Source organism: Granulicoccus phenolivorans DSM 17626 = NBRC 107789 = JCM 15570, from assembly GCF_000423085.1.
Lineage (GTDB): Bacteria > Actinomycetota > Actinomycetes > Propionibacteriales > Propionibacteriaceae > Granulicoccus > Granulicoccus phenolivorans.
This window is the reverse complement of record NZ_AUHH01000052.1, coordinates 1-21,798: the sequence shown is the minus strand read 5'-3', so window position 1 is coordinate 21,798 and position 21,798 is coordinate 1. Positions and strand designations below refer to the sequence as shown.

At 68.8% G+C, this 21,798-nt stretch carries 18 protein-coding genes; 10 read left to right on the top strand and 8 right to left on the bottom strand.

The window, feature by feature from the left end; all coding sequences use genetic code 11:
- Position 1: 1 nt before the first annotated feature.
- On the bottom strand, positions 2 to 1,498 hold the full coding sequence (locus G531_RS23375; protein WP_035759416.1) for a CYTH and CHAD domain-containing protein: 1,497 nt from the start codon (positions 1,496 to 1,498) through the stop codon (positions 2 to 4).
- Positions 1,499 to 1,582: 84 nt separating this feature from the next.
- Here G531_RS23375 and G531_RS0116235 point away from each other — a divergent pair, with 84 nt between their 5' ends.
- Positions 1,583 to 2,842 (top strand): APC family permease, encoded by a 1,260-nt coding sequence (locus G531_RS0116235; protein WP_026928039.1) that lies wholly within the window; start codon positions 1,583 to 1,585, stop codon positions 2,840 to 2,842.
- A gap of 3 nt (positions 2,843 to 2,845) precedes the next feature.
- Here the strand turns inward: G531_RS0116235 and pntB are convergent, their stop codons facing one another.
- The 3 genes from pntB to G531_RS23370 form a co-directional block, all read right to left on the bottom strand.
- Positions 2,846 to 4,240 (bottom strand): Re/Si-specific NAD(P)(+) transhydrogenase subunit beta, encoded by a 1,395-nt coding sequence (gene pntB / locus G531_RS0116230; protein WP_026928038.1) that lies wholly within the window; start codon positions 4,238 to 4,240, stop codon positions 2,846 to 2,848.
- Entirely contained in the window at positions 4,240 to 5,793 is a 1,554-nt protein-coding gene (locus tag G531_RS0116225; protein WP_026928037.1) for a Re/Si-specific NAD(P)(+) transhydrogenase subunit alpha, read from the bottom strand. Before G531_RS0116225 ends, pntB begins: the two co-directional genes overlap by 1 nt.
- Positions 5,794 to 5,863: 70 nt before the next feature.
- Positions 5,864 to 7,273, bottom strand: coding sequence for an NAD(P)/FAD-dependent oxidoreductase (locus G531_RS23370; RefSeq protein ID WP_051215622.1), 1,410 nt, complete (start codon positions 7,271 to 7,273; stop codon positions 5,864 to 5,866).
- Between the two features lie 329 nt (positions 7,274 to 7,602).
- On the opposite strand from G531_RS23370, the gene G531_RS0116215 reads away from it, so the two are divergent.
- From G531_RS0116215 to G531_RS0116205, 3 genes are all read left to right on the top strand, one after another.
- Positions 7,603 to 8,676 carry a hypothetical protein gene (locus G531_RS0116215; RefSeq protein WP_026928036.1) on the top strand — a complete coding sequence of 358 codons (1,074 nt, stop codon included), beginning with the start codon at positions 7,603 to 7,605 and terminating at the stop codon, positions 8,674 to 8,676.
- Positions 8,677 to 8,776: 100 nt separating this feature from the next.
- Positions 8,777 to 9,310, top strand: a complete 534-nt coding sequence (locus G531_RS0116210) for a putative glycolipid-binding domain-containing protein (RefSeq protein ID WP_026928035.1) — start codon at positions 8,777 to 8,779, stop codon at positions 9,308 to 9,310.
- Between the two features lie 64 nt (positions 9,311 to 9,374).
- Positions 9,375 to 10,451: an FAD-binding oxidoreductase/lyase gene (locus G531_RS0116205; RefSeq protein WP_026928034.1), complete on the top strand. Its 1,077-nt coding sequence runs from the start codon at positions 9,375 to 9,377 to the stop codon at positions 10,449 to 10,451.
- Positions 10,452 to 10,455: 4 nt separating this feature from the next.
- On the opposite strand, the gene G531_RS0116200 is transcribed toward G531_RS0116205, so the two are convergent.
- On the bottom strand, positions 10,456 to 12,123 hold the full coding sequence (locus tag G531_RS0116200) for an ABC transporter substrate-binding protein (RefSeq protein WP_081684199.1): 1,668 nt from the start codon (positions 12,121 to 12,123) through the stop codon (positions 10,456 to 10,458).
- Between the two features lie 43 nt (positions 12,124 to 12,166).
- Positions 12,167 to 13,645, bottom strand: coding sequence for a dolichyl-phosphate-mannose--protein mannosyltransferase (locus tag G531_RS0116195; RefSeq protein WP_026928032.1), 1,479 nt, complete (start codon positions 13,643 to 13,645; stop codon positions 12,167 to 12,169).
- 126 nt (positions 13,646 to 13,771) lie between these two features.
- Between G531_RS0116195 and rsmI the strand changes: the two genes are divergently transcribed.
- Genes rsmI through rsmA form a run of 4 tightly spaced genes read left to right on the top strand, consistent with a single transcriptional unit; the run spans position 13,772 to position 16,955 of the window.
- The gene (gene rsmI, locus G531_RS0116190; protein ID WP_026928031.1) at positions 13,772 to 14,629 is read left to right on the top strand and encodes a 16S rRNA (cytidine(1402)-2'-O)-methyltransferase; all 858 of its coding nucleotides are present in this window, start codon (positions 13,772 to 13,774) and stop codon (positions 14,627 to 14,629) included.
- A 12-nt stretch (positions 14,630 to 14,641) separates the two neighbouring features.
- Positions 14,642 to 15,484, top strand: coding sequence for a TatD family hydrolase (locus tag G531_RS0116185; RefSeq protein WP_211221884.1), 843 nt, complete (start codon positions 14,642 to 14,644; stop codon positions 15,482 to 15,484).
- Complete coding sequence (locus G531_RS0116180) at positions 15,481 to 16,113, top strand: nitroreductase family protein (RefSeq protein WP_026928029.1); 633 nt, start codon at positions 15,481 to 15,483, stop codon at positions 16,111 to 16,113. Before G531_RS0116185 ends, G531_RS0116180 begins: the two co-directional genes overlap by 4 nt.
- A complete protein-coding gene (rsmA, locus tag G531_RS0116175; protein WP_026928028.1) occupies positions 16,110 to 16,955 on the top strand; it encodes a 16S rRNA (adenine(1518)-N(6)/adenine(1519)-N(6))-dimethyltransferase RsmA in 846 nt (281 codons plus the stop codon). Before G531_RS0116180 ends, rsmA begins: the two co-directional genes overlap by 4 nt.
- A 3-nt stretch (positions 16,956 to 16,958) precedes the next feature.
- On the opposite strand, the gene trxA is transcribed toward rsmA, so the two are convergent.
- Entirely contained in the window at positions 16,959 to 17,327 is a 369-nt protein-coding gene (trxA, locus tag G531_RS0116170; RefSeq protein ID WP_026928027.1) for a thioredoxin, read from the bottom strand.
- Positions 17,328 to 17,431: 104 nt separating this feature from the next.
- On the opposite strand from trxA, the gene G531_RS0116165 reads away from it, so the two are divergent.
- A complete protein-coding gene (locus G531_RS0116165; protein WP_026928026.1) occupies positions 17,432 to 18,349 on the top strand; it encodes a 4-(cytidine 5'-diphospho)-2-C-methyl-D-erythritol kinase in 918 nt (305 codons plus the stop codon).
- An 18-nt stretch (positions 18,350 to 18,367) separates the two neighbouring features.
- A complete protein-coding gene (locus G531_RS0116160; protein WP_026928025.1) occupies positions 18,368 to 20,242 on the top strand; it encodes a DUF262 domain-containing protein in 1,875 nt (624 codons plus the stop codon).
- A gap of 67 nt (positions 20,243 to 20,309) precedes the next feature.
- On the opposite strand, the gene G531_RS0116155 is transcribed toward G531_RS0116160, so the two are convergent.
- Positions 20,310 to 21,608, bottom strand: a complete 1,299-nt coding sequence (locus G531_RS0116155) for a DUF222 domain-containing protein (protein ID WP_026928024.1) — start codon at positions 21,606 to 21,608, stop codon at positions 20,310 to 20,312.
- Positions 21,609 to 21,798 lie beyond the last annotated feature (190 nt).

Genomic DNA, 21,798 nt, shown 5'->3' with positions numbered 1-21,798 from the left:
GTCACCAGGTTGCCGCAGAAAGCTTCTGCGCGTACGCCATGGCCGTATTCGCGTCGTCCTGCGAGGCGCTGGCCCGCTCGAGCTCCCGCTGATAGAGCACCCCGTAGGTGAACGTCGATTCACCGGCGGCGGCCGCGGCGGCGGCCAGTTCGACCAGGCGTTCCCCGGTGACCACCGCGTCCTGCACGGTGCCCAGCGACTCGGTCACCTGGGTCCACGCCCCGGCCAGCTTGCCGGCGTCGGGGAAGACCGAGGCCACCGCCTCGCAGGCGTACCGGGCGGCCTTGGCCCGTTTGCGGGTCTCGTGCAGCCGGTGCAGCCGCGGCGATCCGGTGGCCTTCTGCGCCTTGTGCCACTGCCGGACCACCCGCTTCGTGGTTGCCTCCAGCAGCGGCGGGAGGACGCCCTTGGCCCGGGCATCGGCGGCCTCGGAGGTGATCGGGGACACCGCCGCGCCGACCAGGGCCTCGGCCAGATTCCGATAACGCGGCGAATCCAACCCTTCGACCAGATCGCGATGGGCCCGGTCATGGGCCCCGTTCAGTTCGCTGGTCAGCCGTTCGGCGACCGGCCCGACCACCGATGCCTCGGGCAATTCGGGCAGCAGACCGAGCAGGTGATCGCGCATCACCTCGGCATCCCGGGGCCCGCCGAGCAGACCGGCCAGCCACTTCAGGTCCAGCCGCAGCGGTCGGGCCGCGTCGGGGCGCAGCAGCGGGGAGAAGGTCTGCAGGGCACTGCGCAACCGCCGGGTGGCGACCCGCATCTTGTGCACCGCGTCCGGTTCGTCGGCGCGCACCTCCGCCGCGCGGCCCTGGATCACCCCGATCTGCTCGACCAAGTAGGCCTGCAGCACCGCGCCGGCGCTGGACTTGCGGGACAGTTCCCGCTTCTCCTCCGCCGCGGGCAGCAGCGGACCGAGCGCCTGCACCAGCTTGGACGGGGAGTCGGCCGGGTGGATGCCGTGCTCGGCGAACGCTGCGGCGACCCCGTCGAGGAGCGCCGGCGCGCCGGCGCCGGTCAGTTCGACCTCGAGCTCGCGCCAGGACCGGCGCCCGCCGTTGCTCACCGCGGTCACGTGATCGTCGCACAGCAGGGCCACCGGGGCATTGGCGCCGAGCAGGTCGCGCTCGATGCGCCGAGTGAGCAGTTGGGCGACCGGGACCAGCACGGCGTACCCGATCAGGTCACTGACCCGGCCGCGCAACGCTGCCGGGACCAGCAGCGGGGAGGAATCGGCGAGAATCGGTTCGTGCACCTCCAGCCGGGCACCGTCGGCCTGGGGCAGCTTCAGGTGCCACCCGGCATCGGTCCCCCCGGTGCGGCGGCGCAGGGTGATCCGGTTGCGGGCCAGCAGCAGGTCGGGGGTGTCGAAATACGTCGCCGACAGCTGATGCTCCCGCGGATCGCCGACCTGCTCGATCCCGGCCACGCCGGCCAGATCGGGCAACGACTGTTCCGCAGTGATGGCGAACTTGCGTTCGATCTCGATAGCCACGAGCGCACCTTCCGGTCACGGAGAATTTCTTCCGGTCAAGGACCGTCAGCCTATCGGTAACCTTGCCGCCCTACCTTTCATCCGGTGACGACTCCTTCTCTGTCCCGCCGACTCGGTCTCGGCGATGCGATCTTCATCGGTCTCGGCTCCATGATCGGGGCCGGCGTCTTCGCGGTCTGGTCCCCGGCCGCCGGGGTCGCCGGGGCCTGGCTGCTCCTCGGGCTGGCCCTGGCGCTCGTGGTCGCCTTCGCCAACGCGACCTCCTCGGCCCAGCTCGCGGCCCAGTTCCCAACCTCGGGCGGCACCTACGTGTACGGCCGGGAGATGCTCGGCGAATGGCCCGGCTTCCTGGCCGGGTGGGGGTTCGTGATCGGCAAGACCGCCAGTTGCGCGGCGATCGCGCTTACCGTCGGGGCCTACCTGGCCCCCGAGCAGCCGCTGCTGCAGCGGATCATCGCGATCGCGACGGTGCTGATCCTGGCGACGGTGAACGCCTTCGGGGTGACCCGGACCGCGCGGCTGACCCGGATCATCGTGGTGATCGTGCTGGCGGTGCTGGCGTACGTGGTGGTGGTGACCCTGCTGGCGCCGCAGTTGCCGACCGCCGACGCCGGGGCACCGATCGGCCCGGTCGGTCCGTACCAGGTCCTGCAGTCGGCGGGCCTGCTGTTCTTCGCCTTCGCCGGGTACGCCCGGATCGCGACGATGGGCGAGGAGGTGATCGAGCCCCGGCGGACCATTCCGCGGGCCATCGTGATCGCGCTGCTGGGGGCCGCGGTGGTCTATGCCGTGGTCGCGGTGGTGCTGCTGACCCAGTTGGGCCCGCAGCTGCTGGCCTCGACCACCGCGCCGCTGGAACTGGCCGTCCGGCTGGCCGGGCTGAGCGGCGGCTGGCCGGTGCTGGTCGCGATCGGGGCGGCGATCGCCGCGGCCGGGGCGCTGTTGAACCTGATGACCGGGATCGGGCGGACGAGTCTGGCGATGGCCCGCAACGGGGACCTACCGCAGGTGCTGGCGCACGTGGATCCGAAGTATCAGGTGCCCCGGCGGGCCGAACTGCTGCTTGCGGTGGTGCTGTGTGTGCTGGTCGCGTTCACCGATCTGCGGTCGGTGATCGGCTTCTCCAGTTTCGGGGTGCTGCTCTACTACACCGTGGCGAATCTGGCGGCGTACCGGCAGTCCGGCGAGCATCGCCGGTACCCGCGCTGGGTGCAGGTCGGCGGTGCGGCGCTGTGCGGGCTGCTGGTGGTGACCCTGCCCTGGCAGTCGGTGCTCGCCGGGATCGTGATGTACGCCGTCGGCGTCGGCTACCGGCTGGTGCGCCGACGGGGCACCGCGTCCTGAGGGTCAGAGGGCCTTGATGATGTCCTGAACCCGCTCGCGGGCATCCCCGAACAGCATCCGGGTGTTGTCGCGGAAGAACAGCGGGTTCTGCACCCCGGCGTACCCGGCGGCCATCGAGCGTTTGAACACGATCACCTCGCGGGCGTGCCAGACCTCCAGCACCGGCATCCCGGCGATCGGGGAGTGCGGTTCCTCCAGCGCGGCCGGGTTGACGGTGTCGTTGGCGCCGATCACCAGTACGACATCGGTGTCGGCAAAGTCGTCGTTGACCTCGTCCATCTCCAGCACGATGTCGTAGGGCACCTTCGCCTCGGCGAGCAGCACGTTCATGTGGCCGGGCAGCCGTCCGGCGACCGGGTGGATGCCGAAGCGTACGCTCACCCCGCGATCGCGGAGCAGTTGGGTGAGCTGGGCGACCGGTCCCTGGGCCTTGGCGACCGCCATCCCGTAGCCCGGGGTGATCACCACGGTGCGCGCCCGCTCCAGCAGACCGGCGACCTCGGGCGCGCTGGTCTCGCGGTATTCGCCGTAGTCGCGATCCTCCTGGACCCCGCCGGTGCCCTCCCCGAAGCCGCCGAGGATGACCGAGACGAAGGACCGATTCATTCCCTGGCACATCAGGTAGGACAGGATCGCGCCGGAGGACCCGACCAGGGCGCCGGTGATGATCAGCAGGTCGTTGCCGAGCATGAACCCGGCGGCCGCCGCGGCCCAGCCGGAGTAGGAGTTCAGCATCGACACCACCACCGGCATGTCCCCGCCGCCGATCGAGGCAACCATGTGCCAGCCCAGCGCGAACCCGAGCAGCGCGATCGCCAGCAGCGCGATCAGACCGAAGGGGAACTGCGGGGCGAGCGCGAACCAGACGGTGCACCCGATCGCGGCGATCAGCGCGAGCAGATTGAGCACGTGCCGGCCCGGCAGCATCAGCGCCTTCGACTTCATCCGGCCGGAGAGTTTGGCGAAGGCGACCAGCGACCCGGTGAAGGTGTAGGCCCCGATCAGGACGCCGATCGCGACCTCGATCCGGTGCGCCAGGTCGCTGTGGGCGGTGTCCAGGAAGGACCCGACCCCGACCAGGACCGCGGCCAGGCCGACGAAGGAGTGCAGCATCGCGATCAGCTGCGGCATCCCGGTCATCTCGACGGTCCGGGAGCGCCACAGCCCGATCGTGGCGCCGATCAGCACCGCGACCAGGATCAGCACCCCGGTGACCACCGGTCCGCGTTCGGCCGACCGCAACGCCTCGGCCACGGTCGCGGCGATCGCGATCACCATGCCGACCATGCCGGCGGCATTGCCGAGTTTTGCGGTTTCGTGCCGGGACAGTCCGGCCAGGGCGAGCACGAACAGTACCGCCGCGATGATGTACGCGGTCTGCACCAGCGATGGGAGCATCAGCGATCGCCCTTCTGGAACATCGTCAGCATCCGCCGGGTGACCGCGAAGCCGCCGAAGACGTTGATCGAGGCGATCAGGATCGCCGCGAACGCCATGATCGTGACCGACAGCTTCCCCGACCCGATCTGCAGCAGGGCGCCGACCATGATGATCCCGGAGATCGCATTGGTCTCGGCCATCAGCGGGGTGTGCAGGGAGTGGGACACGCTGGAGATCACATAGAAGCCGACGAATACCGCGAGGATGAACACCGTGGCATGTCCCAGCAGCGAGGCCGGGGAGAAGCTGCCGATCAGCAGGAACAGCACCCCGGCCAGGGCAGCGGCCCACAGCGTACGCCGGCGGCGCCGGGCGGCGGTCTCGGCCGGGTCCTCGGCAGGTTCGGCCGGGGCCGCAACGGGGGCGGGTGGGGGAGCCGCGGAGACCTGCACCGGTGGCGGCGGCCAGGTCACCTCCCCGGCCTTCACCACGGTCATCCCGCGCTGCACCGGGTCGGCGCTGTCCAGGACGAACTCACCGTCGGCGGCCGGGGTGGTCAGCTTCATCAGGTTGACCACGTTGCGGCCGAACAGTTTCGAGGACTGCGTGGGCAGTCGTCCGGCCAGGTCGGTCCAGCCGAGAATGATCACCCCGTTCTCGGTGATCACCTGCTCCCCGGGCACGGTCAGGGCGCAGTTGCCGCCGGTGGTGGCGGCCATGTCGACGATGACGCTGCCCGGATTCATCGCCGCGACCATTTCGGCGGTGATCAGTTTCGGCGCCGGGCGGCCGGGCACCAGCGCGGTGGTGATCACGATGTTGGCCCGGGCGACCTGCTCGGCGTACAGCCCGGCGGTCAACGCCTCCTGCCGGGCGGTCATTTCGGTGGCGTACCCGTCGGTGGAGGCCTGTTCGTCGACGGCCTCGGGCAGGTGCACGAAACTCGCACCCATCGATTCGACCTGTTCGGCGACCTCGGGCCGCACGTCGAAGGCGCGGACCTCGGCCCCCAGACTGACCGCGGTCCCGATCGCGGCCAGCCCGGCGACCCCGGCACCGATCACGAACACCTGCGCCGGGGAGACCTTGCCGGCCGCGGTGACCTGTCCGTTCATCAGGCCGCCGTAGACCCCGGCCGCCTCGATCACCGCCCGGTACCCGGCCACGTTGGCCTGGGAGGACAGCACGTCCAACGCCTGCGCCCGGGAGATCCGCGGGACGGCGTCCAGGGCCAGCGCGGTGACCTGCTGGGTGGCCAGTTGCTCGACCAGTTCGGGGGAGCGGGCCGGGGCCAACGGGGCGACCAGCGTGCTGCCCGGGCGCAGCGCGGCGACCTGCTCGGGCTCGGGTGGGTACGCCGTGACCACCACATCGCAGTCCCAGGCGTCCTCGCCCGGCACGATCTGGGCCCCGACATCGGCGTACTGGTTGTCCGGAAAGTGGGCCCGATCCCCGGCGCCGGAAGCGATCGCGACCCGATAGCCGAGCTTGATCAGCTGCCCGACACTTTTGGGTGTGGCTGCCACGATCGCCTGGTCATCCCCGGTCCGCCGAGGTATTCCGATCCGCATTCCCACTCCTGAGTCGTGCCCTGCTCAGCACCTTAGTCTTGCGTGGGGACCCGGTTCCGGGCAGGCCGGGTCAGTCCTCCCAGCCGTTGCGGCGGACGGTGCCGAGGCGGTCCCAGTCGGCCCTGATGCGGGCCTGCAGCGCGGGGTCGGCCAGCCATTCGGGCCCGCGGACCGATTGCCTGCTCTCCATGAACTTGGCCGCCACGTCGACGTCCTCCACGGCCAGAGCCAGCACGCGGTCCATCAGTTCGGACTCCGGCGTCGGTCCCATGTCCTCGGCCTCCACCCCATTCACTTTCACGCCGCGAATCTGGCGGTCGGCTCCGGTGGAGGAGCTCCAACTGCTCTGGATCAAGGTGTCCAGCCGCTTCTGGAACAGCTCGGCGAAACCCTGCGCGTAACTGCCGCGGGAGTCGGCCTGCCACTCGGTCAGCACCTCCCCCAGGATGCTGGCTCCGATGGCGGCGGTGGCCATGCCCATCCCGTAGATCGGATTGAACGCTGCGACGGCATCGCCCAGCACGATGAACGACTCCGGGCGCCGCGTCAGCGCGGCGAAGTCGCGCAGCCGATTCGCCGTGTTGCGCCAGGCCTGCACCGGTGAGACCAACTCGCCGCGGTCCATCAGGGTGACGATCTCATCTGCGCCGATGGAGACGAACCACTCCCGAATCCCCTGCTCATCGGAGGGGGGAAGATCTCCCGCGCAGCCCTGGGCGGTGATGCCCCAGATCCCGCCCTCCTGCTTCCAGGTGGCGCCGCCGCGGGTTGCCGCGGGGTCGCTGCCGGTGAAGGTCGGCAGCACGTACAGGGCGCCGTAGTCGGGGGAAAAGGCCGGTTCCGGGCGTACATAGGCAGTGGAGTAGCCCCAGCGCGCGTTGATGACCGTCTCCACCGGAGCCGAGTAGCCCACCTCCTCCAGCCATTTCGGAGCCTGCGAGGCGCGACCGCTGGCGTCCACGACCAGGGCCGCCTCGAGCAGACCGGCAGAGTCAGCGCCCCGGTAATGCACTCCGTGTACGGTCCCGTCGGTGGCTGCCAGGCCCTCGACCGCGGTGTTGGCCCACAACTCCACAGTGTCGATCTTCTTGGTCTCCCGGCGGGTGATTGCCTCCAGCAGGGGCCGGGAGGCGGTCAGGGTTCGCATCGAGGACGGCTGGCGCGGCAGGAAGCCACACTTGGTGGCGAACCGGGTTTCGGCGGAGGTGTCGAACAGGGGTGCGCCCTCGGCGACCGCGGCGTCGGTGAATCCGGGGAGCAGGGCCTCCATGGCCAACCGGCCACCCACACTCAGCCCATGGAACTGGTACCCGTGGGGCACACCGGAGCGGTACTTCTTGGATTCGGGGAGTTCGTCGCGGTCGAGGACGACCACGCGGGCGAAATGCGGTGCCAGCGCGGCCGCTGCCAGCAGGCCGGCGATGCTGCCGCCGATCACGATCGCGGTGGTCTCCGGGATGGATGCTTCGTCAACGCTCATGCATGTCTCGATTCATGGGGGAGCACGACGGTGTGCTCGGGGAGGGTGACTGACGTCGAACCTAGCCGAAGCCTCACGGTATGTCACGAAATTACGGAAGAAATCTTTGCTGCACACGGTGCAGTATCTAGCCGAGGTATCGGACTTTAATACGAAATAACGGTTGACCCGGCGGTTTGGCCGCTGCTAGCTTCCAAGGACACCAGTCATGGTCGATCCGGCAAGGAGGCCGGCGACCGAAAAGTCGTATTCGGTATGTCGTTGTACGTCCCGAAAAATTGCAATCTTTGCGATGGCTGGTTCGTTTCACGATCTCAAGGAGAGAGCACGTGTCCGAGTCGAAATTCACCCTCAATCCCTATGACCTCGACCCGAACGAGGATCTGGTCCACACCCCGGTCGACGTGGAGAACTGGACCGAAGGCTTCTTCTTCTTCGGGCACGATGGTGCCCGCGGAATCAGCTTCGTCATCCACTTCGCCATGGTGATCGGCGCGCCCGGCCTGTGGCAGGCGTCGGTGGAGGTGGGGCTGCCCAACGATCAGGTGCTGGTCACCCACACCCGCGGTCGTTCGGCGACCAAGACGGGCCCCGGCACCGGCCCGCTGCAGGTGACCAGCATCGAGCCGATGCGGTCCTGGCGGATCGAGTTCGACGGCGCCCTGGAGCTGACCACCCGGACCGCGCTGCTGGAGGGGCTGCATCAGCCCGGTCAGCCGGTGCCGGTTCGCTTCGAGTTCACCACCACGGCGGCCGGACCCTTCTGGTCCACCACCGCCGGCGGCGCCTCGCTGGCCAAGGAAGTGACTGATCCCCGCCTGGCGCGAGAGTTCTACATCCAGTCCACCCGCTACGACGGTCACCTGGCCTGGGGCGATCAGGAAACCGATTTCAACGGGGTCGGTATCCGCGACCGGTCGTACGGATCGCGGACGCACGCGGTGCTGGAGACCGCTACCTGGGTCAACTGCATCTTCGACGACGGCCGGGCGCTGATGCTGATGGCGGCCCGGATCGCCGGAAATTCCTCGACCGGTGGCTATTTCGTGCACAACGACGGTACGGACTTCGAGCCGCTGGTCGTCACCGAGGGCATGCTGATGCCCGGTGACGCGAGTGAGCCGGGCAGTATCGACGTCGACCCCATGGCGGATCCGGAGTGGAAGACCTTCCGCGTGCGCTTCCAGGGACCGCGGTCGGGTGAGCAGGAGATCGTCGGTGAGGTCCTGCACTCGCTCACCACGACGTACGTGCCGCCGATCGACGAGTTGCTGGGAACCGCGCCCGAGTGGCCCGATCGCGCCCTGCAGTCCAACGAGTGCCCCGTCCGCTACACCATGAACGGCGAGGTCGCGGCCGGTCACTTGGAGCGGATCAATCAGTTGCGCCACCTCCGGCGTTGATCCCGGTACTCCGGGCGCCGATCGGCCGATTCGGTCGATCGGCGCTCGGGGGACGACCGTCGCCGACCCGACCGAGGAGGACGTGGGCTAGGTTGGCGCAATGAGCGAGACCGAGATTGTCTGGCGGGGCATGCTGGAGCCGATCGTGGAACGCTGCCGGGTCACCGAGGACGCCGAGGGTGTCCGGGTCCACAGCGAGATCGAGGCCGACGCATTCGGCACCTGCAGGTACATCCTGACCGCAACTCCCGGCTGGGAGTTCCGGACCCTGTCGCTGACCGTGGGCGGCCTGGGGCTGGAGGTGGAACGCCGCGACGGGACCTGGTGGATCGACGGGACCGAGCGGCCCGACCTGGTCGAGGCGCAGGACCTCGATCTGACCGCCTCCCCGCTGACCAATTCCCTCCCGATCCGACGGTTGCGGCTGCTGCCCGGGCAGAGCGCGGAGATCGTCACCGCGTACGTGAGTGTCCCGGACCTGGCGGTGACCCCCGATCCGCAGCGCTACACCCGGCTCAGCCTGGACCGGTACCGCTATGAATCGCTGTCCTCGGACTTCCACCGCGTCCTGACGGTGGATATGAAGGGCCTGGTGCGGGAGTACCCCGGCATTTTCGTGCGGAGCAAGGCCTAGCCGATAGGGTTTGGAGTGCGCCGGTGAATATCCGGTAACCAGGCCTCGACAGTCAGGACGCACCATGCTCGACCGCACCGCACAGCTCGATCTCGGCATCTGGGGGGCGGGCATCACCGGCCTGACCCTGGGGCTGCTGCAGGCGCGATCGGGTCGCAAGGTGGCGGTGATCGACCCGATCCTGCCGCTGGGTCAGCAGGAAGGGCTGCCGGCCGGGGTGCTGACGATGAACCAGGAACTGCAGTACCACCACATCACCCGGTGGCGCAGTGCCGCGGCGGCGGCGACCTATGCCGAGCAGAACCGCCGCGGGATCGAGTTCGTCCTGGGTGAGGTGGCGCAGGCCGGGGTCGCGATCGAGCGGATGCCGATGGCGACCTACACCGCCGACGGGCACGAGGCGTTCTGGCTGCGCTACGAGGCCCGGGCGATGCGCGCCTGCGGGCTGGAGCCGGAGTTCGACGATACGCCGGTGCTGAAGTACGACATCCGCCCGGAACTGGTGCTCGACGATCAGGCGGTGATCGACCTGGTTGCCTACCGCGACCATCTGGCCCAGTCCTTCACCGATGCCGGCGGCATTCTGGAGACCAAGCCGGTGCCCGCCCGGACGCTGGTCAGCACCACGGCGTACCCGCCGGCGCAGGACCGTCTCGGCCTGCGGCACCGGATCGATCCGGCCACCTGGAACTGGCTGCGGGTCGAGGTCGAGGAACTGCCGGACCGGATGCGGTTCGACCTGGATGACAGCGGCCGGCTGCTGGTGCCCTGGCAGGGCAAGCTGCTGGTCGGCTCGCGGCGGGATTCCGGGGTCGAGTGGGTGGCGTCCCATTTCCCGGGCTCGAAGATCGTCGGGCACTGGCAGGCCAAGGCGGCCGCCTCCCTGGAGGCGCTCCCGCTGGTCGGGGTGAACGGGACGCCGGACCTGCTGGCCGCCACCGGTTTCGACGTCTGGGAACTGTCGGCCGGCACCGCGGGCGCCCTGCAACTGCACGACCATCTCACCGGCACCGGAGTCGGTCACCTGCCGTGGAGCCCGATCCGCTTCCCGCGCGCCTCGGCGGTCTTCCGCGCGGTGTGGGGGCGGACCCGCTACCAGCTCGACCTGAACCGGATCACCCCCTTCCCCAAGCGCGGCTGAGCCGTCACTTCATCGTGCCGACGTTCTCCCAGACGATGTCGGCCAGCCCGCGCGAACCGTACCCGGACAGCCGCGACTTGGTCGCGGTCAGTTCGGGGGTCTGGTATAGCGGGATCTGCGGCAGGATCGTCCACAACTGCTGGTCGATCTGGTTCGCCAGTTGCTCCCGCTGGTTCTGCTCGGAGGTCGTCGCGATCCGGTCCAGCAGCGCGTCGATCTCGGGGTTGCTGAACCGGGCGTAGTTCTGCTTGGCGTCGGTGTGCCAGGTCTGGGTCAGGTCGGCGTACGGGGAACCGGTCTGGGTCCGGGCCACCACGATCATGTCGTACTGGCCCGCACTGAGCGCGGAGCCGTCGTTGTACTGGGCGGCGGTCACGTCGTCGATGGTGACCACGATGCCGACCGCGGACAGCTGCCGCTGGATCTCGTTGGCCTCCAGCTCGGAGACCTGGTTGCCGCTGACCCGGGTCAGCCGGAGCTCGAGGCGACGGCCGTCCTTGGCCCGGGCGCCGTCGCCCTGCCGCTTCCAGCCGGCGTCCTCCAAGGCCTTGCGGGCGGTATCCAGATTGCGTTCGATCTTCTGCGCGGCGGCATTGTCGACGTAGCCGGACTGGCCGTTCAGGAACACGTTGCTGTTCAGCGGGGCGGCGGTGAAGCCCAGATCGGGGTTGGCCACGGTGCCGACCTGGGAGCGGTCCAACGTCCGGGCGATCGCCGAACGGACGGCGGGGTCGCTGCCCGGGCTGGTCGACTGCAGGTTGAACAGCAGCGAGCGGGAGGTGGTGGAGGTGGCCCGGCGCACCACGGTGTCGGGCACCTTGGTGGCCGTGGCGTACGCGTCGCGACTCGCGATCCGCAGGGCGTCGATCTGGAAGCGCTGATACGCCGAGGCCCGGTTCTCCGCCTCGACCTTGCGTACGCCCAGGCGGGTGAGCAGCGGCTTCTGACCCCACCAGATCGGGTTCGCCGACGCCGACAGGCTCGAGGCGGAGGCGGCCCAGTCATCGGCCACGAACGGGCCGGCGCTCCAGGCCTTGGGCAGCGTGGTCCAGCCGGTGTTGAACGTGGCGGCGTCCTTGACCGAGTCCTGGCGCAGCATCGGGATCTCGGCCAGCATCCGCCGCCAGTCGGGCTGGGTGTCGCTGAAGGTCAGGGTGACCTCGGTGGCCGAGGCGGCCTTGGCCGAGGCGACCTTGTTCAGCGGCAGGTCGGTGCGGCAGCTGTAGCCGGACTGGGTGCAGGCCTGCAGGGTGGCGGCGACGTCGTTGGCGGACAGTTGGGCGCCGTCGCCCCACTTCGCGTTCGGGTTCAGTTTCAACGTGACCGTGGTCGGGTTGTCGGTGGTCTCGCTGGCCGACTCCAGGAACGCGTTGTTCGGCTGCGGCAGGCCGGCGTTGTCGCTGCGGAAGAGGAAGGGCAGCACCGCCTGGCGGACCTCGTCCAGCTCGGTGTTGCGGTTGGGCGCCAGCGGGTTCAGGGTGGCCCCGAACGCGGTCACCGCCAGCCGCAGCTCACCGCCGGTCTGCAGGGCATCTCGGTCCCGAGCGTTCACGTCCACCGCAGGCAGGGGAGTCGTGTTCGTTTCGCCCTGGTCCGCGGCACTGGTGCAACCGGTCGCCAGCAGGCTCGCGACCAGCGGCAGCGCCAGCAAGCTGCGCAACTTCAATGTCACCGGGTTCCCCCTCTAGTCGATCCTCATCTGCCAACCTAAAGGATCAGACCCAGGATGCGAACCACATCCGCATCCGCCACTGCGAATAGGTGAGCAACTGGTCGGTGAGGATCGGGTAAATGAAGGCGAAGTTCAGCATCACCAGCGCCAGCACCACCCCGGCGGTGATCGCGCCGGCCACCCGTCGGGGCCCGCCGGGTCTGCCGATCAGTGCCCCCAGACACAGGGCTATCGCGATGCAGGTGAACGGGATCATCATGATCGCGTAGAAGAAGAACACCGGCCGCTCGGAGTTCGGGAACCACGGCAGCCAGGCGGCGAACAGGCCCACCACCGGCACTGCGAAGCGCCAGTCCCGGTTCAGCAGCCACAGCACGATCGCCGCGGCCAGGGCGAACACCCCGATCCACCACAGCACCGGGGTGCCCATGCCGGTGATCACCCGCAGGCAGTTCTCCCCGCCGGGTGGGCAGCCGTCGGTGCCGGGCTGGATGTCGTTGACCGCGTCGATGCCGATCGGGCGGGCCATCACCAGCCAGCCGATCGGTTTCGCGTCGTAGGTGTGGGTCGCGCCGCGAATGAAGTCGCCGTTGTGGAAGGCCCAGATCTCCCCGTGGTACTTGAGCAGCGCCAGCAGGGGGTTCGCGTTGGTGTGGCGGTCGTAGCCGCCGCTGGTGGTCAGCCAGCTCCACCAGGTGAGCACGTAGACCACGACGGCGACCAGCACCTGGTGCACGAAGGCGATTGCCGCGTCGATCAGGGCGCCGGGCCAGGCCTGGATCCGGGCTCCGGCGAGCCGACGCGCCCCGTAGTCCCACAGCACCGACAGCACCGAGAACGCCGCCAGCAGGACCGCGGTGTTCCATTTCACGCCGATGGCCAGACCGAAGGTGATCCCGACCGCCAGGCGCCAGGGGCGGAACCAGAAGATCGGGCCGAGCTGCCCGTTCAGACTGTGCAGTCCGTGGTCGCGCAGGTAGTTGGCGAGCCTGGTTCGGTACCAGTCGCGATCCATCAACAGGAACCAGACCGCGAGCATCGTCAGCGAGGCCTGGAAGATGTCCAGCAGCGCGATCCGCGACATCACGAAGGCCAGGCCGTCGAAGGTCAGCAGCAGCCCGGCGATCGCGCCGATCAGCGTCGAGCGGGACAACCGGCGGGTGACCCGGATGGTGAACAGGATCAGCAGGCAGCCGAAGACCAGGGGCATGAACCGCCAGCCGAAGGAGTTCATCCCGAACAGGGCCTCGCCGGCGGCGATCAGCCATTTGCCGAGCTGGGGGTGGACGATGAAGGACGGATCGGGGGAGAGGCCGCTCAGGTCCCCGTTCAGAATGCGGGCGTTGGAGTCGTCGGCCCAACTGCCCTCATAGCCGTACTGGAGCAGCGACCAGGCGTCCTTGGCGTAATAGGTCTCGTCGAAGACCAGGTTGGCGGGGCGGCCGAGGTTGACCAGCCGCAGGATGAACGCGAAGCCGACAATGCCGATGGTGACCAGCCAGGAGTTCAGCTCACTGCCCATAGTCTTGGGCCGCAACGCGGTCTCGGGTGGCGGCGTGGTTGTCGGGGCGCTCATCACGGGGGCCATCCTAACCACGGTGCGGATTACCTCCCGGACTCGAAATCAGCACACGGGAAGGATCGCCGGATGCAGCACACGGTTCCCCAGGAGCCCGGCGGGGTCCTGATTCTGGCCGGGACCCCGATCGGGGACGTCGCGGATGCCTCACCCCGATTGCGGCAGACGCTGCGCGAGGCGGACCTGATCGCGGCCGAGGACACCCGCCGGTTGCAGGGATTGTTGCAGCGGCTGGAACTGGTCACCACCGCGCGGGTGGTGTCCTACTTCGAGGGCAACGAGGCCGCGCGTACGCCCGAACTGCTCGCCGAACTCGGCGCGGGGCAGCGCGTGGTGCTGGTCACCGATGCCGGGATGCCGTCGGTATCGGATCCGGGGTATCGGCTGGTGGCCGCGTGCGTGGCCGCGGGCATCCGGGTGACCGCGGTGCCGGGGCCCTCGGCGGTACTGACCGCGCTGGCGGTCTCCGGGCTGCCGGTGGATCGGTTCACCTTCGAAGGGTTTCTGCCGCGCAAGGGCGGCGAACGGAGCCGGCGGCTGCGGAAGCTGGCGACCGAGGAACGCACGATGGTGTTCTTCGAGGCGCCGCACCGCCTCGCCGAGTTCCTCACCGATGCCGCGGCCGCGCTGGGGGCCGACCGGCCCGCGGCGGTGTGCCGGGAACTGACCAAGACCTATGAGGAGGTACGCCGGGGCGGGCTCGCGGAGTTGGCCGGCTGGGCGGTGGGCGGAGCCCGCGGCGAAATCACCGTGGTCATCGCCGGGGCCACGCCGCTCGAGGCGGATCCCGCCGCCGCGGTCGAGGAGGTGCAGGAACTGATCGCCGCCGGGACGAAACTGAAACCGGCGGTCGCCGAGGTGGCCGAACGCACCGGGGTGGCCCGCAACGCCCTGTACCAGGCCGTGCTGGACGCCCGGCGCGGCTGAGTCACCTAGGCTGTGCGCGTGAGTGAGAAGGAACTGCCGCCGCTGCCCGAGCCGTTGCCGCATCCGGTGATCGATTCCCACACCCATCTCGATTCGGTCACCGAAATGACCGGGCTGCCGGCCACCGACGCGATCGCGCAGGCGAGTCGGGTCAACGTGACCGGGCTGGTCCAGGTCGGCTGTGACCTGCCCTCGGCGCGCTGGGCGGTCGAGGTGGCCCAGGCCCATCCGGAGGTCGTCGCGACCGTGGCGATCCACCCGAACGAGGTGGCCCGGCTCGGCGCGCTTGAGCTGGCCGATGCCCTCGATCACATCGATCACCTGGCCACCGCGCCGCGGGTCCGGGCGGTCGGGGAGACCGGGCTGGACTACTACCGGACCCCGGACCCGGCGGCGCAACAGCGCCAACGCGATGCCTTCGGCGCGCACATTGCGATCGCCCGCGAGCGGGGCCTGGCGCTGGTGATCCACGACCGGGACGCGCACGCCGACATCCTGACCGTCCTGGATGCCGCCGGGGTGCCCGATCGGGTGGTGATGCACTGCTTCTCCGGGGACGCCGAGTTCGCGCGACAGTGTCTGGATCGCAACGCCTGGCTCAGTTTCGCCGGGCCGATCACCTACAAGGCCAATGAACACCTGCGGGAGGCGCTGCGGATCGCGCCGCTGGATCGGATCCTGGTCGAGACCGACGCGCCCTATCTGGTGCCGGTGCCGTGGCGGGGGCGACCCAACGCGCCGCACCTGATTCCGCACACCGCCCGGTTCATCGCCGAAACCCGGGGCGAGGACCTCGAGACCGTCTGCGCCGCGTTGTACGTCAACGCGCACGCCGCCTTCGGGGGTGCCTGGTGAACCTGTCGGATCCGGACGGGCTGGCGGCCCTGATCCGGCGGCGGCGGATGGTACGCCGGTTCACCGCGGATCCGGTGCCGGCGGCGGAGGTGGCCGCGCTGGTGGATCTGGGCCGGTACACACCGTCGGCCGGATTCACCCAGGGGACGAGCTTTCTGCTGCTGTCGGACGCGCAGGTGGACGCCTTCTGGACGGTGAGTGCGGAGCCGGGGGCGAGCAACCCGTGGCTGGACGGGATGCGGACCGCGCCCTGGCTGATCCTGGTGTGGACCTCGGAGCAGGCGTACCGACAGCGGTACGCCGAACCCGACAAGTCCGCTCCCGGCCGTGGCTGGGACGGTGAGGAACAGCCGTGGAGCGCGCCGTACTGGTGGGTCGATGCCGGGATGGCGGTGCAGAATGTGGTGCTCGCGGCGACCGCGTCCGGGTTGGGGGCCTGCTTCTTCGGGATTCCGCCGCAGCGGCAGGATGCGGTTCGGGAGCGTTTCGGGGTGCCGGCGCAGCAGCTCAGCGTCGGGGTGATCGCGCTCGGTCGGCCCGGGGACGACGGTCCCAGTGGGTCCGGGCGGCGCCGGGAACGCCGGGCGTACGCGGATCAGGTCCGGCTGGGGCAGTGGGAGAACCGATGAGTGGCTTGCTGGACCCGCGGGCGGTGCGGGCGTACGCCGAGCGGATCGATCTGCGCCCGACCAAGCAGAAGGGGCAGAACTTCGTCACCGACGCGAACACGGTTCGGCGGATCGTGGCGTTGGCGCAGTTGCAGCCGACGGATGTGGCGCTGGAGATCGGGCCCGGGCTCGGGTCGCTGACCCTGGGGCTGCTGGAGGCGGTCTCGGCGGTGACCGCGATCGAGATCGATCCGGCGTTGGCGCGGCAGTTGCCGATCACCGTGGCCGAGCGGGCGCCGCAGGCGGCGGACCGGTTGACGGTGATCGAGTCGGATGCGTTGACGGTGACCGAGTTGCCCGAGCCGCTGCCGAACGCGTTGGTGGCGAATCTGCCGTACAACGTGTCGGTGCCGGTGCTGCTGCACCTGTTGGGGTCCTTCGACAGTCTGCGGACCGGGCTGGTCATGGTGCAGCTGGAGGTCGCCGACCGGTTGGTGGCCCGGCCGGGGTCGAAGGTGTACGGCGTACCGTCGGTGAAGTTGGCCTGGTACGCCGAGGCGCGCCGGGTCGGGACCGTGCCGCCGTCGGTGTTCTGGCCGGTACCGAATGTGGATTCGGGGTTGGTGTATCTGGCGCGGCGGGAGCCGCCGGCGACGACGGCGAGCCGGGCTCAGGTGTTCGCGGTGATCGATGCCGCCTTCGCGCAGCGACGCAAGATGCTCCGGGCGGCACTGGCCGGGCTGTTCGGGTCCTCGGCCGCGGCCAGCGAGGCGCTGACCGCAGCCGGGGTGGACCCGCAGGCGCGCGGGGAGACGCTGGAGGTCACCGCGTACGCGCGAATCGCCGAGCAGTTGCCCGGCTGAGGCTCATTCCGCGGCCTTCTCCTTGGCGATGTCGGCGCGGACCTCGTCCATGTCGAGCTCACGGACGGCGTCGATCAGCTGCTCCAGCGCCGGGCCGGGCAGGGCGCCGGCCTCGCGGTAGACGAGGATGCCGTCGCGGAAGGCCATCAGGGTCGGGATCGAGGTGATCTGCGCCTGGCCGGCGAGCAGCTGCTCGGCCTCGGTGTCGATCTTGCCGAAGGTGATGTCCTCGTGCTTCTCGGAGGCCTTGTCGAAGACCGGGGCGAACTGGCGACAGGGGCCACACCAGGCGGCCCACCAGTCGACGAGCACGATCCCGTCCTTGTTGACCTTCTCCTCGAACGTCTGCGCGGTCAGATCCACGGTTGCCATCGGTCCTCCTGGTTCGTTGGCGTACGCGGGCGATGGGAATGCGTACGCCGAGCAGAACACCCCGGGCGGGGTTGGTATTCCCGAGGGTGCACTAGGTTGGCCCCGTGGACAAGCCGATCAGTACCGTCCGGGTCAGGGTGCCGGCCAAGATCAACCTGCACCTGGGTGTAGGGGCGCTCGGCGACGACGGGTACCACCGGCTGACCACCGTGTTTCAGGCGGTGTCGCTGTACGACGAACTCACCGCCGAGGCAGCCGAGCCGGGTGTGTGCGAGTTGACGATGACCGGCGAGGGGGCGCAGGAGCTGCCGACCGACGATCGGAACCTCGCCGTCCGGGCGGCCCGCCTGGTGTCGCAGCGGTTCGCCGGCGGGGAGCCGCTGGGGGTCCGGATGACGATCAAGAAGGCCATCCCGATCGCCGGCGGGATGGCGGGCGGGTCGGCCGACGCGGCGGCGGCGCTGTTGGCCTGTTCGGTGCTGTGGGACCTGGATGCCGATGTGGCCGAACTGACCGAGGTGGCCGCGGAGTTGGGCAGCGATGTGCCGTTCTCGGTGCTCGGCGGGACCGCGATCGGGACCGGGCGGGGTGCCGATGTGGTGCCGGCGCTGAGCCGTGGGGGACTGCACTGGGTGCTGGCGATCTCCGCGGGCGGGCTGTCGACGCCGGCGGTGTACCGGCGCTTCGATGAGTTGGAACCGGCCGGGTGTGACCTGGCGATGCCGACCGGATTGCTGAATGCGCTGGCCGGGGGAGACCCCGTCGCGGTCGCCCCGCACCTGCGCAACGACCTGACCGCAGCGGCGGTCAGCCTGGATCCCGCGCTGCAGCAGACGCTGGATGCCGGGTTGGAGCACGGCGCCCTGGCGGCGCTGGTGTCCGGGTCCGGGCCCACCTGTGCATTCCTGAGTCGCAATGAGGACGATGCGGTCGAGTTGGCCGCCCGGCTGCGCGCCGATGCGGTCGCCGGATCCGTGCGCCGAGTCAAGGGCCCGGTTCCCGGGGCGCGCCTGCTGACCTGAGTTGAAGGAGATGGCTTCATGAGCATTACGCCGCACTACGTGACGGTCAAAGGTCTGCTGCAGACGAGGTCGTTCGCGATCGATGAGTATCAGCGCGAGTACAAATGGGAACGCGCCAACGTCGAGGAGCTGATCACCGACCTGCTCTCGAAGTTCGCCGCCTTTCATCGGCCCGGAGACCTCCCGAAAGCCGCGAGCGAATACGGCGACTACTTCCTCGGGTCGATCATCGTGACGCAACGTGGCACCAAGAACTACCTGGTGGACGGTCAGCAGCGAGTCACCTCGTTGACGCTGCTGCTCATCTACCTGTACCGCGAAGCGCGCAAACGCGAGTTGCCGGTGACCGCCACGATCGAGCCACTGATCTTCTCCGACGACTATGGCGAACGAAAGTTCAACCTCGACATCACCGAACGGGTACCGGTCCTGCGAGCCCTTTTCAACGGGGAGGAGTACGACGCGACCGGGAAGGATGAGTCGATCCAAACCATCGTGTCTCGCTACCAGGACATAGTGGATCTCGACCCGGCCGAGGAACTCGGGGAGGGTCTGGAAACCTTCATCTACTGGCTGATCGGCAATGTCGGGCTGATCGAGATCTCGACGGCAAGTGACGCGCACGCCTACGCGATCTTCGAGACGATGAACGACCGGGGCAAGCCACTAAGCCCCGTGGACATGCTCAAGGCGTACCTCCTGGCCACCATTGACGATTCCGCGGACCGGGCGAACGCAAACCGAGTGTGGAAGAGGACCGTTCTGGACCTGATCTCGTGGGGTCCGGAGCCGGACCGCGAGCGAGATGCCACCTTCGTGAAGGCTTGGCTTCGGGCGAAGTACGCAAACTCGATCCGGGACCGCCGGGCCGGTGCCACCGATCGCGACTGGGAACTGATCGGCTCGGCTTTCCATCGCTGGGTTCGAGACAATGCCGAATCGATCGGAGTCGGTGACGCCGACCGGAATCTGAATCTAATGACGAGCGAAGTCCCGTTCTTTGCCCGCGCCTACCGCTTGATCCAGGACGCCAGTCGCACCTATCAGCCCGGTCTGGAACCAGTCTTCTACAACGCTCACAACGACTTCACGTGGCAGAGCACCGTCTTGTTGGCGCCACTCAACGTCGGTGATGATGAAGAAACGGTTCGTCGCAAGCTTGCGGCCACCGCAACCTATCTCGACATCTGGGTGATGCGACGGACGGTGAACTACATCAGGGTCGGCTACTCCAATGTGAGTTATGCCATGTGGTCACTGTGTCGCGACATCCGCGGCAAGTCACTGCCGGCACTCATCGACACCCTGCGAGCCAAGCTTGATCTCGACGAGACCGACGTGTCGCTGGACGGCAGTCCCAGTCGTCGGCGCGAGGGCATCAAGGATCTGCGCCTCAATCAGTTCAGCAGGCGCTACATCTACCATTTGCTCGCGCGTCTGACTGCGTATACCGAGCGAGAATCGGGCCGGCCCGACCCCTTTGAGGGACTGGTGGATCGCTCGTTGAGCAACCCGTGGGACATCGAACACATCTGGGCCAACCGCTATGACCGGTACGCCGACCAGTGCCCGACACGCCAGGACTTCGAAGAGTGGCGCAACCACATCGGCGGACTGTTGCTGCTCCCGGCCGACGTCAACCGTAGTTATCAGGACCTGCCGTTCGACAAGAAGGCCCCGCACTACGCCAAGCAGAATCTGTACGCGGCCAGCCTGACCGAGGCGGCCTATCACCATCAGCCCCAGTTCGCGGCTTTCATCGAGCGCGAACACCTGGGGTTCCGCCCTTACCACGAGTTCGGGAAGGCAGAGCAGCAAGAGCGGCGCGGCCTCGTGCTCGAACTTGCCCGCCGAGTCTGGGATCCCGCACGCCTGGAGGCCTACCGCGGTTAGGCCGGACCGAGGCAGCCTGCGGGCCCCGCTGGCGGGTGCCGGCGGGGTGTGGGCTCGTGGGGTGTGGTCAGGCGGCTGCTTGCTGGTCCCGCGTGGGGGCCGGGTGGGCGATGGTGCCGTGGGGGGTGACGGTGTATTCGAAGCCGGCCGGTGATTGCCAGCGGTAGATGCCGGGTTCGGGTTGGTCGAGCTGCCAGCCGGCGTGGGTTTTGGCGCGGTGGGCTTTGCGGCTGAGCGGTGCGGTGTTGGCGAGGCTGGTCTGCCCGGCCCCGGGTGGGGCCTGGTGATCGAACGGGATCGTGTGGTCCAGGTCGCAGTACCGGCTGGAGATCCCGGAGTAGGGGAACACACAGTTCGGGTTGCGTGCCTCCTGGATCTGGCGCATCCGGTCCGGAATCTGGTAGCTGTCCACGGGTACGACGTCGGCGGTGTCGAGGATCGGGTTCACCCGGGCCCGACACCCCGCCAATATTCCCGCCAAGTGTTCGGTGAGGACGGCGCCGTAGCGGTCGATCCGGGCGACCGGACTCAACTCGATCCCGGCCCCTGCCTGCGTGGCTCCTGTCCCGGCCTGTTGTTCGTCTCCGGTGGTCTGTTGGCAGGAGCACCCGGTCACGGTGCCGGTCAGGTGGATGACGAGTTCGGCGCTGCGCCCACCCCGCAGCCGACGGCCTTGTCCGAGCACCTGCTGTGTGGCGGCGGCTTCGAGTCGGTCGAACGCCTCATCATCACCCAGCGGGAGGTAGTCGGGAACGGTTTCGCCGTTCGCGTTCCGCGCGAGCCAGCCGAGCGCTTTCGCGCGCCGTTGTCCGTGGTCACCTTCGGATACGGGGATGGCTGACGCGATCCGGGCGAGGGCTTCGTCCAGCGCGACACCGTCGCCGGGGTCGAGGCGGCCCCACACGTCGGTGTGACCATCGATGATCCCGAACACACGGACGTCCCGGGCCCGCGCGGCCTGGCGGGCTTTCTGTTCAGCGAGGTCGGGATCGGCGGCCAGCACCAGCCGATCCACGGTCAGCAGAGCCCGTTGCGGGTTCTGGTGCGCGAGCGCGGCCGCCAATTGTCGGTCCAGGCCCCGGCATTTCTCCGCGGACAGCTCTTTGGTTTTCCAGGTGACCTGGCGGGCGGGCCAGGACCGGACCCGGCCGGCCAGGACCGCCTCCCACAACAACGGGTGGCGGTGCCGCAGGTTCAGGGTTTCGGCGATCAGGGTGCCGGCGGTCTTGTCGCTGATCTGGAGGATCCCCGCGACTTCCAGGGACAGGAACGCGCCCAGGGCGGGGGTGCCGTCGGCGCCGTAGACCATGGTCTCTTCACACCCCTCCACAATCACGGAGTCATCGACCTGATACCGATCACACATCGCGGCGACCGCGATCAGCTTCGCGACCTCGATCGCGGTCTCCTGCTCATGAACATGCCGCAGCGCCGCCGCGGCCTCGGCGTACCCGGGTGGAGCTTATATCGAACTCATGTTCCCATTCAAACCGACCCCACTGACACTTTTTGCACTCCCGGGCAAGCTCGAGAACTCCGCGCAGCGCCCGGAGTCC

What these genes read in the sequence shown, in the direction of transcription:
- G531_RS0116195 (WP_026928032.1), bottom strand. Translation starts at nt 13,645, where the DNA reads ATGGGCAGTGAGCTGAACTCCTGGCTGGTCACCATCGGCATTGTCGGC.
- G531_RS0116225 (WP_026928037.1), bottom strand. Translation starts at nt 5,793, where the DNA reads ATGCGGATCGGAATACCTCGGCGGACCGGGGATGACCAGGCGATCGTG.
- G531_RS0116155 (WP_026928024.1), bottom strand. Translation starts at nt 21,608, where the DNA reads ATGTGTGATCGGTATCAGGTCGATGACTCCGTGATTGTGGAGGGGTGT.
- trxA (WP_026928027.1), bottom strand. Translation starts at nt 17,327, where the DNA reads ATGGCAACCGTGGATCTGACCGCGCAGACGTTCGAGGAGAAGGTCAAC.
- rsmA (WP_026928028.1), top strand. Translation starts at nt 16,110, where the DNA reads ATGAGTGGCTTGCTGGACCCGCGGGCGGTGCGGGCGTACGCCGAGCGG.
- G531_RS0116160 (WP_026928025.1), top strand. Translation starts at nt 18,368, where the DNA reads ATGAGCATTACGCCGCACTACGTGACGGTCAAAGGTCTGCTGCAGACG.
- G531_RS0116210 (WP_026928035.1), top strand. Translation starts at nt 8,777, where the DNA reads ATGAGCGAGACCGAGATTGTCTGGCGGGGCATGCTGGAGCCGATCGTG.
- G531_RS23370 (WP_051215622.1), bottom strand. Translation starts at nt 7,273, where the DNA reads ATGAGCGTTGACGAAGCATCCATCCCGGAGACCACCGCGATCGTGATC.
- pntB (WP_026928038.1), bottom strand. Translation starts at nt 4,240, where the DNA reads ATGCTCCCATCGCTGGTGCAGACCGCGTACATCATCGCGGCGGTACTG.
- rsmI (WP_026928031.1), top strand. Translation starts at nt 13,772, where the DNA reads ATGCAGCACACGGTTCCCCAGGAGCCCGGCGGGGTCCTGATTCTGGCC.
- G531_RS0116205 (WP_026928034.1), top strand. Translation starts at nt 9,375, where the DNA reads ATGCTCGACCGCACCGCACAGCTCGATCTCGGCATCTGGGGGGCGGGC.